9 protein-coding genes are annotated in these 16364 nt (G+C 72.6%); all 9 read right to left on the bottom strand.

The window, feature by feature from the left end; translation table 11 throughout:
• Positions 1-221 precede the first annotated feature (221 nt).
• On the bottom strand, positions 222-2390 hold the full coding sequence (locus IG02_RS0117120) for a hypothetical protein (RefSeq protein WP_030748103.1): 2169 nt from the start codon (positions 2388-2390) through the stop codon (positions 222-224).
• A 182-nt stretch (positions 2391-2572) separates the two neighbouring features.
• Positions 2573-4087, bottom strand: a complete 1515-nt coding sequence (locus tag IG02_RS0117125; RefSeq protein ID WP_030748105.1) for a bifunctional cytidylyltransferase/SDR family oxidoreductase — start codon at positions 4085-4087, stop codon at positions 2573-2575.
• 289 nt (positions 4088-4376) lie between these two features.
• Positions 4377-5813, bottom strand: coding sequence for a GTPase ObgE (obgE, locus tag IG02_RS0117130; protein ID WP_030748107.1), 1437 nt, complete (start codon positions 5811-5813; stop codon positions 4377-4379).
• A gap of 210 nt (positions 5814-6023) precedes the next feature.
• A complete protein-coding gene (rpmA, locus tag IG02_RS0117135; RefSeq protein WP_030748109.1) occupies positions 6024-6278 on the bottom strand; it encodes a 50S ribosomal protein L27 in 255 nt (84 codons plus the stop codon).
• A gap of 14 nt (positions 6279-6292) precedes the next feature.
• Positions 6293-6613, bottom strand: coding sequence for a 50S ribosomal protein L21 (gene rplU, locus IG02_RS0117140; protein ID WP_030748110.1), 321 nt, complete (start codon positions 6611-6613; stop codon positions 6293-6295).
• A 426-nt stretch (positions 6614-7039) separates the two neighbouring features.
• Complete coding sequence (locus tag IG02_RS0117145) at positions 7040-11161, bottom strand: Rne/Rng family ribonuclease (protein WP_030748112.1); 4122 nt, start codon at positions 11159-11161, stop codon at positions 7040-7042.
• 233 nt (positions 11162-11394) lie between these two features.
• The gene (locus tag IG02_RS0117150) at positions 11395-12177 is read right to left on the bottom strand and encodes a TIGR03936 family radical SAM-associated protein (RefSeq protein WP_030748114.1); all 783 of its coding nucleotides are present in this window, start codon (positions 12175-12177) and stop codon (positions 11395-11397) included.
• Positions 12178-12614: 437 nt separating this feature from the next.
• Positions 12615-14543, bottom strand: coding sequence for a TIGR03960 family B12-binding radical SAM protein (locus IG02_RS0117155; RefSeq protein ID WP_030748116.1), 1929 nt, complete (start codon positions 14541-14543; stop codon positions 12615-12617).
• Positions 14544-14595: 52 nt separating this feature from the next.
• Positions 14596-16287, bottom strand: a complete 1692-nt coding sequence (locus IG02_RS0117160) for a CYTH and CHAD domain-containing protein (RefSeq protein WP_234314787.1) — start codon at positions 16285-16287, stop codon at positions 14596-14598.
• Positions 16288-16364 lie beyond the last annotated feature (77 nt).

The raw sequence follows: 16364 nt of genomic DNA on the forward strand, positions 1-16364 counted from the left end.
ATCGTCTGAATCTGTGATGCCGGTCACATAAAAGTACCGACATGTCCCGGCCTGCTCCGCCCCTGCCGTCCGCGCGCCCCCGTGCGCACGTGCTCCACACGTGGTCCGCGCGCGTGGTCCGCGCACGGAAACGGCCCGGCGGCGCGCTCGGACGCGTACCGCCGGGCCGTGGGCCCTCATCGGGGCCGTGCGGGCCCTTTCCCGTTCCTGTGCGTTCCGGCTCAGCCGCCCACGGGTCCCACGGGCGAGTCCAGATCGTTGTTCTCGGGCTCCGTCGGGGCGTTCTCCGAACTCTCCAGGCCCTCCTCGGCCCGCGGGCCGACCGGCGCCTGGTCGTCCGGCGCGGGCGCCTCCAGCGGCTCCACCAGACGCTGCTCCACCCCCAGGTTGCGGGCCTCCGCCTTGGCGGCCAGCGCCCGCGTGGCCGCGTTGAACCGCTCCATCGAGGTCGGCTCGTCCGGCCCCAGCAGATACCGCTTCAGCTCGGCGCGGGCCCCGGCCAGCCGGTCGGCGGCCGGATCGGCGACCGCCGCGAGCAGCTCGTCCAGCTCGGCGGCGCTGTTGGAGAGGATCACGGCGGCGCGCACGGCGGTGTTCTGCCGCTTGAACTCGGCGGCGCCCAGCTCCGCCGAGTCGGTCACCGCGTAGGGCTTCCCGCTGGCGATGAAGTCGGAGACCACGCTGGAGATGTCGGAGACCATCGCGTCCGACTCGTTGAAGCAGTCGTACAGCCGCGGCTCCGCGCCGTCGATGACCCGGTGCTCCCACCAGCCGAAGGACCGCCAGTAGGCGGTGTTCCACTCGTTCCGCAGCCGGGTCAGCTCCGCCTGGCGCGCCGGGTCGGCCTTCGACTCACGCGACTCCTCGGCCTCGTCCCGGCCGCTGTCGGCGACGCCCGACAGCTCGGTCAGCCGCGCCTGGATCCGGTTCAGCTCGGAGCGCGCCGCGCTCATGTCCGCGCGCGAGGCCGCCGCCTCCTCGGCCCACCGGGTGTCGCCGGCCCGCTCGGCCGCGGCCTTCTCCACCATCGCCGTGATCCGGGCGTGCACGGCCTTCGCCTTGGGGCTGCGCGTACCGGTGAAGGGGTGCGGCTTGTACAGCAGCCGGACCGGGGGCTCGGCCGTCAGCAGCCGCTTGACGATGTTCTCGCCCGCCAGCAGCAGCGAGGTGTTGCCCGGGTTGTCGTCCCAGCCCTCCCAGGTGGGCGCGTACAGGATCGTGGGGATCGCGTTCTTCGGGGCGCCCGTCGCGGGCCGGATGGGCGCCAGCTGCGGCCGGCCCACCTCGACGATGTCCTCGTCCCGCACCCCGACGTCGGCCAGCGCGTAGCGGTCGCGGCCGGCCCGGCCCGCCGTCCAGACCTCGTCGTACGCCTTGCTGTAGGGGTTGACGCTGGCCAGCTTGTCGCTGTCGCCGTGGCCGATGAAGACGTGCTTCATCGTCGGGACGCGCAGCATGTGGATGTTCTTGCCGACGTTGGCCGCGTACAGCGCGACGCGCACGCTCGACAGGTCCAGGTTCATCAGGTGCACCCCGCCCGGGACGCAGAGCACCGGCACGGACGTCGGGGCCAGCTGACTCGCGATGGCCCGCTCCCGCAGCACGATCAGCGGCCGTCCGTCGATCTGGTCCATGGTCTCCAGCCACATGTTGACCTGGTACGCGGAGTCCTTGGAGCCGGAGAAGTACAGGATGACGGTCGGCCGGTAGTCGGCCAGCCACTCGTCCACGGCCGCGAGCACCTTGTCCGCGGCCGGCACCAGCCGGGCCGGGCGCAGGTACGGCAGCAGGGCGAGGATGTAGAGGACGGCGAGCGCCAGGGTCAGGCCGAGCCCCACGTAGCCGTAGAGGTTGTCCCGCGTCTGCACCGTGACGATCACGCCGGCCATGGCGAAGAGGTCCAGGTGCAGCATCTTCTCGGCGGAGCGGTGCAGCAGGCCGCGCGGCGGCGCGTCGGGGATCCGGATCCCGGTGAGGTCGATGTTGCGGGTGACCACGGGCAGCCGCCGGCGCAGCCGGAGCAGGGTGACGATCGCGCCGTGCGGTGCCTGGAGGCCGTAGAAGACGAGGACCACGACCACGGTCACGTAGAAGATCCGGTCCTCACCGAGCCCGGACCTCGCCACCATCAGTGCCATCAGCATCTGGCGGATCAGGAACCGGATCGACAGCCCGGCCCGTACCTTGGCCAGCCTGTTGACCAGATAGCTGCCGCGCTTGTGCAGGTACGTGTCCGCGAGATACGTCACGGCGGCCGCCGCGGCGAAGAGCCAGAGGTTCGGAATTATCGCGGCGAGCATGACGCACGGGAAACCCAGTCCCAGAAGAAGTGCTGCTGCCAGCTCTGATCCGCTGCCCACACGGGCCAGGCGAATGGCTGTCGAAATCACGGAATACCTGCTCCAGAGCGTGCCGGCTGTTGATATTGCGACGAGAGCGTGAAGGTCCGGGGCCTTTCGTCCGGGTCTTTCCGAGCCGCTCCGCACGGCAGGACCCCGGCTCCACGAATTCGGGCCCCCGTGGTTCCCGCGTCTGCGGCGTCCACGGAGGCCCGTATCAAGATTGTCGAGAATTATGACACATCTTCCTGGCGGTCCAGGACGGCGGCCAGCGCCTGCTCGAAGTCCGACGCCTCGGACGCGCCCCTGGTCGGGTCCTGCTGCCGTACGTCGATGACGTGTCCGGTCAGCTCGGAGAGCAGCACGTCCAGGGAGGTCCGCGCGACCGCCTCGGACGACAGCAGCGACCCCTCGGGCTCCTGGCCGAAGGCCTTGGTGCGCATCGGAGTCGCCGTACGCTCCGGGTTCACGCAGTTCACCCGGATGCCCTCGGCGGCCCACTCGTCCGACAGCGCCTGGGTGAGGTTGACCATGGCGGCCTTCGTGGACGAGTACAGGCTGTACTCGGCGCGCCCGCGCGTGTAGCTGCTGGAGGTGTAGAGCAGCAGCTGGCCCTTGGTCTCCGCCAGGTACTTGTACGAGGCGCGGGCGATCTGCACCGGCGCCAGGTAGTTGACGTTCAGCGCCTCCTGGATGGTGGTGTTGTCCGTCTCGGCCAGCTTGCCGATGCGCAGGACGCCCGCCGTGTTGATCACGTAGTCGATGCGGCCCGTCTCGCCGTACGCGCGGGACAGCGCGTCGTCGACGTGCTCGGGGTTCTCCACGTGCGTGCCGGTGGTGGAACGGCCCAGCGCGTACACCGCGGCGCCGTAGGACTCGGCGAGCTTGCAGATGTCCGCGCCGATGCCGTACGACCCGCCGAAGACGACCAGGGTCTTGCCGGTCAGCAGCTCGCGGTAGGCCTCGTCGGAGGACTGCTGCGGCGCGGCGGCGGACGCGAGCTGGAAGAGCTTGTCGGCGATGAAGACGTCGACCGGCTGGGTGACCTTCATGTTGTACTCGTCGCCCGCGACGACGTGGATCGGCACGTCCGGCAGGTACTTGAGCACCACGGAACAGTCGTCGGTGGCCTGGAAGTTGGGGTCACCGGCGGCGACCTCGTACGCCCTGCGGATGGTGGACAGCTTGAACGCCTGCGGGGTCTGGCCGCGCCGCAGCCGGGAGCGGTCGGGGACGTCCGTGATGAACTCGCCGTCCTCGCCGTGCGTCCGGGTGACGATGATCGTGTCCGCCGACGGGATCGCCACGTCCACCGCCTGGTAGCGCTCCAGCGCGTCCACGCAGTCCTGGATCACGCGCTGCGACAGCAGCGGACGGACGGCGTCGTGGAACAGGACGTTGCGGTCCTCGCCCTCGGCCAGCCCCTCGCCCAGCGCCGCGATGGCGCGCTCGGTGGTCTCGTTGCGCGTCGCGCCGCCCTCGATGACCCGGCTGACCTTGCTGAGCCCCGCCTTCGCGACGATCTTCTCCACGTCGCCCGTGTAGCCCGGAGCCATCAGCACGATCACGTCGTCGATCGACTCGGCCTGCTCGAAGATCCACAGGGTGTGCTCGATGACCGCCTTCCCCGCGATCTTCAGCAGCTGCTTCGGGATCGACAGGCCCACGCGCTGACCGGTACCGCCTGCCAGGACGACGGCGGTGGTGCGGGGCTTCGCGGACGACGCGGAAGCGGGAGTTCCAGACACAGGACTGACCTACCTTGCGGGCTCAGAGGATGGGCCGATGGTCCCACCCGCGGCAATCGTCGTGCAAGGTGGACCACCACCGGGCGACACCGGCCCGCAACCCCTGATTCACCTGCGAAGACCTGTGAACCAACGGGACGTGGCCGGAAGTCGTACGTGAAGGACACCACAGAAGTTTCACGTCGGAGCGCGGGGGGTTTCAAATGAGAGGCTACGCAAACGGGCGGCCACGGCGAAACGCCCTGACCGCCCGTGTCCGTAACGCGACCCCAGAAGAGGTGTGAAACGGTCAGAAGGGGTTGAAGTCGTCGAACTCCCGCTGCGCCTCGTCCCGCTCGGCCTCCCGCTCCCTGCGCCGCTGCACCGCCGGCCGGAGCGCTTCCATGCGGTGGTCCTCGCCCCGTCGGCCCAGCATCTCGGCGCCCGCCATCACCGTCGGCTCCCAGTCGAAGACCACGGCGTTGTCCTCGGCGCCGATCGCCACGCCGTCGCCCGCGCGGGCCCCGGCCTTCATCAGCTCCTCCTCGACACCGAGCCGGTTCAGCCGGTCCGCGAGGTAGCCGACGGCCTCGTCGTTGTTGAAGTCGGTCTGGCGCACCCAGCGTTCGGGCTTCTCGCCGCGCACGCGGAAGAGCCCGTCGTCCTCGCGGGTGACGGTGAAGCCCGCGTCGTCCACGGCCTTGGGCCGGATGACGATCCGGGTCGCCTCTTCCCTGGGCCTGTCGGCACGGGCCCTGGCGACGATCTCGGCGAGCGCGAAGGAGAGCTCCTTCAGCCCCTTGTGGGCCACCGCGGAGACCTCGAAGACGCGGTAGCCGCGCTCCAGGAGGTCGGGGCGGATCATGTCCGCGAGATCCTGGCCGTCCGGGACGTCGACCTTGTTGAGCACGACGACGCGCGGCCGGTCGTCCAGGCCGCCGTACTGCGCCAGCTCCGCCTCGATCGTGTCGAGGTCGGAGACCGGGTCCCGGTCCGGCTCCGCCGTCGCCGTGTCCAGCACGTGGACGAGCACCGAGCAGCGTTCGACGTGGCGCAGGAACTCGAGGCCCAGCCCGCGTCCCTGGCTGGCGCCCGGGATCAGGCCGGGTACGTCCGCGACGGTGTAGACGGTGGCGCCGGCGGTGACCACCCCCAGGTTGGGGACCAGCGTGGTGAACGGGTAGTCGGCGATCTTGGGCTTGGCCGCGGAGAGCACGGAGATCAGCGAGGACTTGCCGGCGCTCGGGTAACCGACGAGCGCCACGTCGGCGACGGTCTTGAGCTCCAGGACGACGTCACCCGCGTCCCCCGGCTCACCGAGCAGCGCGAAGCCGGGGGCCTTGCGGCGGGCCGAGGCCAGCGCCGCGTTGCCGAGCCCGCCCCGGCCACCCTCGGCGGCGACATAGGTGGTGCCGTGGCCCACCAGGTCGGCGAGGACCTCACCGCGCGAGTCGAGGACGACGGTGCCGTCCGGCACCGGCAGCACCAGGTCCTGACCGTCCTTGCCGGAACGGTTGCCGCCCTCGCCGGGCTTGCCGTTGGTGGCCTTGCGGTGCGGGGAGTGGTGGTAGTCCAGCAGCGTCGTCACCGACTGGTCGACGACGAGGATCACATCGCCGCCCCGGCCGCCGTTGCCCCCGTCGGGCCCGCCGAGCGGCTTGAACTTCTCCCGGTGCACGGAGGCGCAGCCGTGGCCTCCGTTACCCGCGGCGACGTGCAGCTCGACGCGGTCCACGAAGGTGGTCATGGGGATTGCCTCCAGTACATCAGGTCCATCGGGTCCGCCCACGGCGTGTGGGCGGGGTCATACGGTCGGACAGGTCGGGGGATCGACCGGGCGGGTCGACCAGGCGGGTCCACCGGGCGGACCGCGAACGTACGAAGGGCGGACCCGCTCCCCGTCTGTCGGGAAGTGAGGTCCGCCCTCGCGGGAAACCGCTCTACGACTGCCCTGTGATCAGGCGGCCGGAACGATGTTCACGACCTTGCGGCCACGGCGGGTGCCGAACTGCACCGCACCGGCGCTCAGCGCGAACAGCGTGTCGTCGCCGCCACGGCCGACGCCGGAGCCCGGGTGGAAGTGCGTGCCGCGCTGGCGGACGATGATCTCACCGGCGTTGACGAGCTGGCCGCCGAAGCGCTTCACGCCGAGCCGCTGGGCATTCGAGTCGCGCCCGTTACGGGTGGACGATGCGCCCTTCTTGTGTGCCATGTCTCCTCAGTCCCTTACTTCGCGGCCGTCGGGATGCCGGTGACCTTGATCGCCGTGTACTGCTGACGGTGACCCTGGCGGCGGCGGTAGCCGGTCTTGTTCTTGTAGCGCAGGATGTCGATCTTGGCACCCTTGTGGTGGTCGACGACCTCGGCCGTGACCTTGATCCCGTCCAGAACCCACGGGTCGCTGGTGACGGTGTCACCGTCGACCACGAGCAGGGTCGAGAGCTCGACCGTGTCGCCAACCTTGGCAGTGGAAATCTTGTCAACCTCAACGGTGTCGCCGACAGCAACCTTGTGCTGGCGACCACCGCTGCGCACGATGGCGTACACGCGGATCTCACTCTCGCTCGGAACGGAACCCCTGATGCCAGCCGCCCGCACGGGCCGAAGCCCGCGACGGTCCGGATGAGGACGAGCGGCCTCCCCCGGATGCCGGGAGGTAGGTGCTCAGGAGTAGGCGCGCATACAGACACGCCGAGGGTCAAGACTACGATCCGCCCTCGGCGACGGTCAAACCGGCCCTGCCGGAGACGGCCCCGCGGCCGGGCTCCGGGGGCCGGAAGAAAAAAGTCGGGACGGCGATGTCGAGAACACGTGCCCGGCTCCGTCCCCGCCTGTGAACGCGACCACAGCGGCGCTCGGCGCGTCCCCCTGCCCGGAGCGGTCGCCCCGAGGGGAGCGATCGACGAAACGGGCGGTGCCCCACCCCCGGTGTTCGGGGAGTGGGGCACCGCCCTGCGTGCGCGGGAGGAACGATCAGCTGTCCGTCGGCGCCGTGACGCCCGCGGGCGGCTGCTGCTCGGCCGCCGCGGTCTTCTTCGCGGTCGACTTGGTGGCGGCCTTCTTGGTCGCCGACTTCGTCGTCTTCTTCGCCGTGGTCGTCTTCTTGGCCGTCGTCTTCTTCGCCGCGGTCTTCTTGGCCGTGGTCGTCTTCTTGGCGGCCGTCTTCTTCGCCGGGGCCTTCTTGGCGACCTTGCGCGTCGTCTTCCTCGCCGGGGCCGGGGCCTCCTCCGGTTCGGCGGACGGCGACTCCGACTCCGACTCCGGCTCCAGGACCGGAGCCGGGTCCGACGCGGCCACGGCGGCCTCCCGCTGCTGCGCGGCGGGCACCACGACGATCGCGGCCTCCTCCGCGCCCGAGGGCGACCCGGCCGGGGCCGTGACCTTGCGGGTCACCCGGCGACGGGCACGCGGCGGGGCCGTGGGCTCCGCCGCCTCGGCGGGCGCGGCGGCCTCGGCCACCGGCTCGGGCCGGGGCTCCGGGGCAGCGGGAACGACCACCTCGGCGGGCGCCTCCGCGTCCGCCGCCTTCGGCGAACCGGCCGGGGCCGACGCCTTGCGGGTCGCCCTGCGACGCGTACGGCCCTGAGGGGCCGCCTCCGCCTCGGGCGCCTGCGCGACGACCGGCTCGGCCACTGTCTCCGGCTCGGCCGTCGTCTCGGGCTCGGCCGGCACCGGCCGCGACTCCGGCACCACCACCGGCTGCGGCTCCGGCCGCACGGCGGGCGCTCCGGCGTCCGCCGCCTTCGGCGAACCCGCCGGGGCCGACGCCTTCCGCGAGGCCCGGCGGCGGGTACGGCCGCGAGCGGCCGCCTCCGCCTCCGCCACGCTGTTGAACAGCTCCTCGTCCGGCGCGAACTCCGGCGCGGGCAGCGCGACCGGGACCGCCGCCTCGGCGGCCACCTCGGCCTCGCTCTCGGCGACCGCGGCCTCCGGCTCAGGAGCGCTCTCCGGCCGCGCGGCGGGGACCACCGGCTCGTGCTCGTGGTCCGCGCCGGCCGCGCCACGGCCGCGCTTCTTCGAGCGCTTGCCGCCCCCGCCACCGCCCGCCGCCACCGGCTGTTCCATGTGGACGATCACGCCGCGGCCGTTGCAGTGGACGCAGGTCTCGGAGAACGACTCCAGCAGCCCCTGCCCGACCCGCTTGCGGGTCATCTGCACCAGCCCCAGCGAGGTGACCTCGGCCACCTGGTGCTTCGTACGGTCCCGGCCCAGGCACTCCAGCAGCCGCCGCAGCACGAGGTCCCGGTTCGACTCCAGCACCATGTCGATGAAGTCGATGACGACGATGCCGCCCAGGTCGCGCAGCCGCAGCTGGCGCACGATCTCCTCGGCCGCCTCCAGGTTGTTCCTGGTGACGGTCTCCTCCAGGTTGCCGCCCTGGCCGGTGAACTTGCCGGTGTTGACGTCGACCACGACCATGGCCTCGGTCTTGTCGATCACCAGCGAGCCGCCGCTCGGCAGCCAGACCTTCCGGTCGAGCGCCTTCATCAGCTGCTCGTCGATGCGGTACGTCGCGAAGACGTCGACCTCGCTCGTCCAGCGCTGGAGCCGGTCGGACAGGTCCGGAGCGACGTGGGCGACGTAGCCGTGAATGGTCTGCCACGCCTCGTCACCGCTGACGATGACCTTTGAGAAGTCCTCGTTGAAGATGTCGCGGACGACCCGGACGGTCATGTCGGGCTCACCGTAGAGAAGGGTCGGCGCGCCGCCGTTCTTCGCCTTCTTCTTGATGTCCTCCCACTGCGCCTGCAGACGCTCCACGTCCCGCCGCAGCTCGTCCTCGCTGGCGCCCTCGGCGGCCGTACGGACGATGACACCCGCGTCCGCGGGGACGATCTTCTTGAGGATCGTCTTCAGCCGGGCGCGCTCGGTGTCGGGCAGCTTGCGGCTGATACCGGTCATCGAGCCCTCGGGCACGTACACCAGGTACCGGCCGGGCAGCGAGACCTGGCTGGTCAGCCGGGCGCCCTTGTGGCCGATGGGGTCCTTCGTCACCTGGACGAGGACCGACTGGCCGGACTTGAGGGCGCTCTCGATCCGGCGCGGGCCGTTCGCCATGCCCAGCGCCTCGAAGTTGACCTCACCGGCGTACAGGACGGCGTTGCGTCCCTTGCCGATGTCGACGAAGGCGGCCTCCATGGACGGCAGGACGTTCTGCACCTTGCCCAGGTAGACGTTGCCGACGTAGCTGGTGGCCTGCTCCTTGTTGACGTAGTGCTCCACGAGCACGTTGTCCTCGAGGACGCCGATCTGGGTGCGCTCGCCGTTCTGGCGGACCACCATCACCCGCTCGACGGCCTCCCGGCGCGCCAGGAACTCCGCCTCGGTGATGATCGGCACCCTGCGGCGGCCCTGCTCGCGGCCCTCGCGGCGGCGCTGCTTCTTGGCCTCCAGACGGGTCGAGCCCTTGATGGACTGCACCTCGTCGGAGCCCGTGCCCGCTTCGGTGTCGCGGGCGCGGCGCTCGCGCGGCTCGCGCACCTTGACGACCGTACGCTCCGGGTCGTCGCCGCCCGCCTCCGGTTCGCCCGCGGACTCCCCGCTGCGGCGGCGCCGGCGACGACGGCGACGGCTGCTGGCGGAGCCGCCGCCGGAGGCGGCCTCGAGCTCCTCCCGGCCGGCGTCACCGTCGCCGTCGCCCTCCTGCTCGTCCTCGGACTCCTCGGCGCGGGTGCCGGACTCCTCCTGCGGCTCCTGCTCGTCCGTGCTCTCCTCCGCGTCCGCGGACTCGCCACGACGGCGGCGGCGGCCACCACGGCGACGGCGGCGCGAGGGACGGTCCTCGTACTCGTCGGAGTCGTCGCCGTCGGCGGACCGCGTCTCGTCGGCCGCGGCCTCGGCGGCGACCTCGGCGGGCTCCCGTACCGGTGCCGCCTCGGTTTCCTCCCGTACCGGTGCCGCCTCCCGTACCGGTGCCGTCTCCGCGGGGCTCTCCGCCGGCTCGGCGGGCTCGCCACGGCGCCGGCGCCTGCGACGGCCCGGGTTCTCCGAGGCGACGGGCTCGGCCGGCGCGGGGGCCTGGACCTCCTCCTCGTCCTCCTCGGCGGCCACGGCCGCGGCGGCCGCGGCGGCGGCCGTCTCCGGCGTCTGGAACATCGGCTCGGTGAAGACCGGCGCCTGGAACACGGCGACGGCCGGCCGCGCGGCGCGGCGGCGCGTGCGCTGCTCCGGCGCCTCGGCCTTCTCGGTCCCGGCGACGGGCCGCGCGGGCTCGGCCCCGGGCTCGGGCGTGGTCTGCGCCGCGACGGCCTTGCGTCGCGTACGGCTGCGAGGAGCGGGCGGCTCGGCGGCCGCGACGGGCTCCTCCTCGGCGGTGAGCTGCGCGACGGAACCCGTCGCGGCGCTCTCGTCACCCGTCGTCGGCGCGCCGCTGGGCGCGGTGGCCCGCCGGGTGGCACGGCGGCGCGGACGCGGCGCGGCGGGCGCCTCGGGTGCCTCGGCGGTCTCCGCGACATCGGTGACGGCCTCGGCGGCGGCCGCGGCCTCGGCCTCCGGCGCGCTGCTCGTCGGCGCGGCCGTGGGCGCGGCGGTCTTGCGCGTGGCCCGGCGGCGCGGACGCGGCGCGGCGGGGGCATCCGTCCCGGCCGGAGCGGCGGCCTCGACGGCCTCCTCGCTCACGGCCGTACGAGCGGGTTCCGCCGGCGCCACCGCCTCGGACTCGGGCGGCGTACCGGCGGGCGCGGTCGCCTTGCGCGTCGCACGGCGGCGCGGACGCGGCGCGGCAGGCGCCTCAGCCGTGGCCGCGGCCTCCGCGGCCTCCGTCTTCTCTCCCGCCTCGACGGGAGCCGGAGCCGGGGCCTCGGACGGCGTCGGCGCGCCGGCGGGCGCGGTCGCCTTACGGGTCGCCCGGCGGCGCGGACGCGGCGCGGGCACCTCGGCGGTGGCGCCGGCCGGAGCCGCACCGTCCTGCGCGGCCGGTTCGGCGGGCGGGGCGGCCGACGCGACCGTCGTCTCCCCGCCGCCGTCGGCGCCGACGGGCGGGCCCGCGGGCCGGGACGCCGCGCGGCGCCTGCGGCGCGGCGGCAGCGTGTCGCTGGGAGTGTTGTTCTCTTCGTTGGTGTCCCCGGGGGTACGGGGCTCTGTGGGCTCATGCATGCGGGCGGTTCTCCCGTCACGCTCCCGGGCGCCGCGCCATGGATCCGGTCCGGCCGCGGCCCGCGCTGTGCGCGAATGCCGCCGTCCGGGGCGCGGGCGCCGCACGGGAGCTGTTATGTCCGGCTCGCCGGTTCCCTGCGCGATGTACGCACGGCCTGGCGAAAGTCTTCTGGTCAGTGCGCCGTCCGTACCCGGTGACTGCCGGGTCCCAGGGCCGCGCTACAACGACCGTCCTACGCGGAACCTGCACCTTCCGGCGCCGTCGCGGCGGCGGTCCCGGCGGCCGCGGATGCGGCGGGCCGGACTGCCTCGCGGTCGGGCGCGAGCGGGTCGGTCACCGTGCCGGACTCCTCGTCGAAGAGCCCCTGCGCCAGCCTGGTCACCGCTGCGGGGACCGGCGGCGCCAGGTCGGCCACAGCTCGGAGACCGGACAGGACGTCGTCGGGTCGTACGGCAGGCGTCACGTGCCGAACAACCAGGCGCAGTATCGCACAGGGCGTGTCCCCGGGCCTATCGGGCCGGGAACGGTCCACGTCAAGTCCGGCCACCGCGCCACGTGCGTCGAAGGTCCGCATCCCGCTCTTCGTGCGGCGCTCGACCTCGACGGATCCGGCCGCGAGGAACGCGGCCACCGCGTCCTCCGCCTCCTGACGCGCCACTCCGTCCAGCCGCAGCTCCCACACGGAAGCGGTCAGCCGGTCGGCGAGTCCCGGCGTGCGGGCCTCCACGGCGTCGACGATGTCGAGGCCGGGCGGCAGCGACTCGTCGAGCAGGTCGCGCAGCTTGTCGGGGTCGCGCGCCTCCACCAGGGCGATCTCCAGGAACTCGGCCTCGCTGCCCGTGCCGGTGGGGGCGGCATTGGCGTAGGAGACCTTCGGGTGCGGGGTGAAGCCCGCCGAGTACGCCATGGGCACCTCGGCACGCCGCAGCGCCCGCTCGAAGGCGCGCTGGAAGTCACGGTGGCTGGTGAACCGGAGGCGGCCGCGCTTGGTGTAGCGCAGTCGGATGCGCTGCACCGCCGGTGCGGGCGGCGGGCCTTCGGGCTGTCGCTTGCCCAGTGGTTCTTCTCCTCGCTGCGGGCGGCGCGCGGCTACGCGCCACCCTCGGATGTGGGGCCCCGCGTCCCGGCTCGGCCCCGCTGTCGCGAGTAAAACCCCGGTGGCGGTTCCGCGCCGTGGACGGTCGTTGTACCACCCAGAGTACGCGTACGGCCCTCCACCGGTTCCCCAGGCTGGGGAAACCCCACGCCGACCGCGCCCCCGGGCACCCCCTCGCGCCGGCCTCCGAGGCCGGCGCGGCGTGGGCGAAGGCCGAGCTGATGGCGTCGTGGGCCATGTCCACCCGTCCGCGGTGTGCGGTTGCCGCGTACAGCGTCGAGCCCGCCGAATCTCATGCGTCCGATTGCGCGGCCTGGGCGCGCCCGGACCCGACGACGTCGCCGGCAGGAGGGGCCTTAGTTGTTGACCACTGTCAGCGGCAGCAGTTTCTTGCCCGTCGGGCCGATCTGGATCTCCGTGTCCATCTGCGGGCAGACCCCGCAGTCGAAGCACGGCGTCCAGCGGCAGTCCTCGACCTCGGTCTCGTCCAGCGCGTCCTGCCAGTCCTCCCAGAGCCAGTCCTTGTCGAGGCCCGAGTCCAGGTGGTCCCAGGGCAGGACCTCCTCGTACGTACGTTCCCGCGTCGTGTACCAGGCCACGTCCACGCCGAACTCCGGCAGCGTCTTGTCCGCGCAGGCCATCCAGCGGTCGTACGAGAAGTGCTCGCGCCAGCCGTCGAACCGGCCGCCGTCCTCGTACACCGCGCGGATGACCGCGCCCACGCGCCGGTCGCCGCGGGAGAGCAGGCCCTCCACGATGCCGGGCTTGCCGTCGTGGTAGCGGAAGCCGATCGAGCGGCCGTACTTCTTGTCGCCGCGGATCTTGTCGCGCAGCTTCTCCAGCCGGGCGTCGGTCTCCTCGGCGCTGAGCTGCGGCGCCCACTGGAACGGCGTGTGCGGCTTGGGCACGAAGCCGCCGATCGAGACCGTGCAGCGGATGTCGTTCTGGCCGGAGACCCGGCGGCCCTCGGCGATCACGTTGACCGCCATGTCCCCGATCTGGAGGACGTCCTCGTCGGTCTCCGTCGGCAGGCCGCACATGAAGTACAGCTTCACCTGGCGCCAGCCGTTGCCGTACGCCGTGGAGACCGTGCGGATCAGGTCCTCCTCCGAGACCATCTTGTTGATGACCTTGCGCATGCGCTCGGAGCCGCCCTCGGGGGCGAACGTCAGCCCCGACCTGCGGCCGTTCCTGGTCAGCTCGTTGGCGAGGTCGACGTTGAAGGCGTCGACGCGGGTGGAAGGGAGGGACAGGCCGATCTTGTCCTCCTCGTACCGGTCCGCGAGCCCCTTGGCGATGTCGCCGATCTCGGTGTGGTCGGCCGAGGAGAGCGACAGCAGGCCGACCTCCTCGAAGCCGGTCGCCTTCAGGCCCTTGTCGACCATGTCACCGATGCCGGTGATGCTGCGCTCGCGCACCGGCCGGGTGATCATGCCGGCCTGGCAGAAGCGGCAGCCGCGCGTACAGCCGCGGAAGATCTCGACGGACATCCGCTCGTGCACGGTCTCCGCGAGCGGGACAAGCGGCTGCTTCGGGTACGGCCACTCGTCGAGGTCCATGACGGTGTGCTTGGAGACACGCCACGGCACGCCGGAGCGGTTCGGGACGACGCGGCCGATCCGGCCGTCCGGCAGGTACTCGACGTCGTAGAAGCCCGGTACGTACACCCCGCCGGTCCGCGCGAGCCGGAAGAGGACCTCCTCGCGCCCGCCGGGGGCGCCCTCCGCCTTCCAGGCCCGGATGATCTCGGTGATCTCCAGGACGGCCTGCTCGCCGTCGCCGACGACCGCGCAGTCGATGAACTCCGCGATCGGCTCGGGGTTGAACGCGGCGTGCCCGCCCGCGACCACGATGGGGTGGTCGACGGTGCGGTCCGCCGCGTTCAGCGGGATGCCGGCCAGGTCCAGGGCGGTGAGCATGTTGGTGTAGCCGAGCTCGGTGGAGAAGCTCAGGCCGAACACGTCGAAGGCGCCGACGGGGCGGTGCGAGTCGACCGTGAACTGCGGGACCCGGTGCTCGCGCATCAGCTGCTCCAGGTCCGGCCAGACGCTGTAGGTGCGCTCCGCGAGCACGCCCTCGCGCTCGTTCAGTACCTCGTACAGGATCATGACGCCCTGGTTGGGCAGGCCGACCTCGTAGGCGTCCGGGTACATCAGCGCCCAGCGGACGTCGCAGCTGTCCCAGTCCTTGACGGTGGAGTTCAGCTCACCGCCGACGTATTGGATCGGCTTCTGCACATGCGGGAGCAGAGCTTCGAGCTGTGGGAAGACCGATTCGGCAGGCATCTCGCGGACCTTCGTGAGCTGACAAGGGTGACCATCAACCCTACCCCGGTGCTCACCCGGTCAGCTCCGCACGGATCTTCCGGGCGGACGCCCGCGCCCACACCCCGGGCAGCTCCCGCTCGCTGTCGGCGGCCCGCGCCTGCTCCTGGCCGTACAGCAGTCCCCAGGTGAACGCGGACTCGCCCGCCGCGTGGGCCTTGATCGCGAGTGTGCGCAGGGCGTCCCGGGTCACGACGCTGTCCTGGTGCTCGCCCAGCAGCGTCTGTACGGCCTTCACGCGCTTGGCGAACCGTTTCGCGGGCTTGCCGAGCGCGGGGCGGGCGGCCTCGGCCGCGTACCGTGCCCGTTTGGCCGCCTTGCGGGCGCCGTGCAGCGCCGCGTCGCGCTCCGGGCCGGGCGGCAGCGCCAGGGCGTGCTCGGTCCGGTCCGCCAGTTTCCCGTACGCCTTGAGGATCGCCTTGGGCAGCGCCTTGCCGGGCTTCCGGGCGGCGGCCGGGCGCAGCGGCGGATCGGCGAGGAGCGTGTCGATCGAGGTGAGCAGGGCCAGGTACCGGGGGCTGTCGAGCACGGCGAGCGTACGTTCGCGCGATCCGGCGGACCCGGCGGCGTGCCAGGCCTGGAGCCGGGCGCTGACGGGCCCGAGGAGCAGCGGAGCGGGCAGTGCGCCGGCCCGGGCGCGCAGCCGCGCGTCGAGCACCTCGTGGTCGCGGTCGACCCCCAGCTCCGCCGCGAGCCATTTCAGCTCGTCGGCGACCGGGTCGGTGGCGGCACGGTCGAGGAGCGCGCGGTGGGTACGGAAGGTGGAGCGCATCCGGCGGGTGGCGACGCGCAGCTGGTGCACCGCGTCGGGCAGGTCCCGGCGGACGGCCGGGTCCTGCGCGACGATCGCGTCGGCCTGCGCCCGCAGATAGGCGAGGACGTGGTCGCCGGCGGTGACGGGCCGGGGCCGGGACGCCGCCGGGGCCGCCGGCCTCGCTGCCGCGCCCGCCGTCTCGGTGGCCCCCGCTGTCTCGTCCCCGGGGCCCGGCGCGGTCTCCGCCAGTGCCCGGGCCAGCTTCGACGGAGCGGACGAGCGGCGCAGCCCCGCCTTGCGCAGCCGCTTGTCCACCGCGTCGAGCAGTGCGGGATCCGTACCGTCGGCCAGTTCGACCTCGATCTCGGTCCACGCGACGGCGGCGACCCGGTCGCCGAGGCGCTGGGCGCGTACGGAGTCGACGCTCACCTCGGCCAGCCGGGTCCCGTCGGCGTCCAGCAGGTGGCTGACGTCGCGGGAGGAACGCAGCCGGACGACGGGGATCAGCTCGGCGTCCCGGGTGCGGGAGCGCACCAGCGGGGCCAGCGCGGCGGGGACACCGCCGGCGAGCGGCGCCCGTATCTCGTCGCGCACGTCGGCGGAGACGGGGAGCTTGAGATGCCAGCCCTCGTCGGCGCCGCCCCTTCTGCGGCGCAGGGTGACGGAGTCGGCGGCCAGGCGCAGGTCGGCGGTGTCGTAGTAGACGGCGTCGAGTTCCACCACCCCGCGTACCGCGACCGACGCGACCCCGTCGACACGGGTCAGGACGCGGGTCAGGTCGGGCAGGCCGTTCGTACCCCCGGAGGCGACGGTCCCGCCCTTTCCGGCGCCCTCCCCCGGACCCTTCCCGGCGCTCTTCCCGGCGCTTTTTCCCGCGCTCTTCCCGGCGCCCTTTCCGGACGGCCCGGGGAGTTCGTACTTCCTCTCGACCTCTCGCTTCATGTCCGCCATGTACCCGAATCTACGTCGCGGGATCGCGCGCCGGGCGATCCCGCGACATGGCGCGTACCGGAGAACGTGGCACGTAC

It is taken from the genome of Streptomyces sp. NRRL F-5135 (assembly GCF_000719775.1).
GTDB classification, from domain to species: Bacteria; Actinomycetota; Actinomycetes; order Streptomycetales; family Streptomycetaceae; genus Streptomyces; species Streptomyces hebeiensis.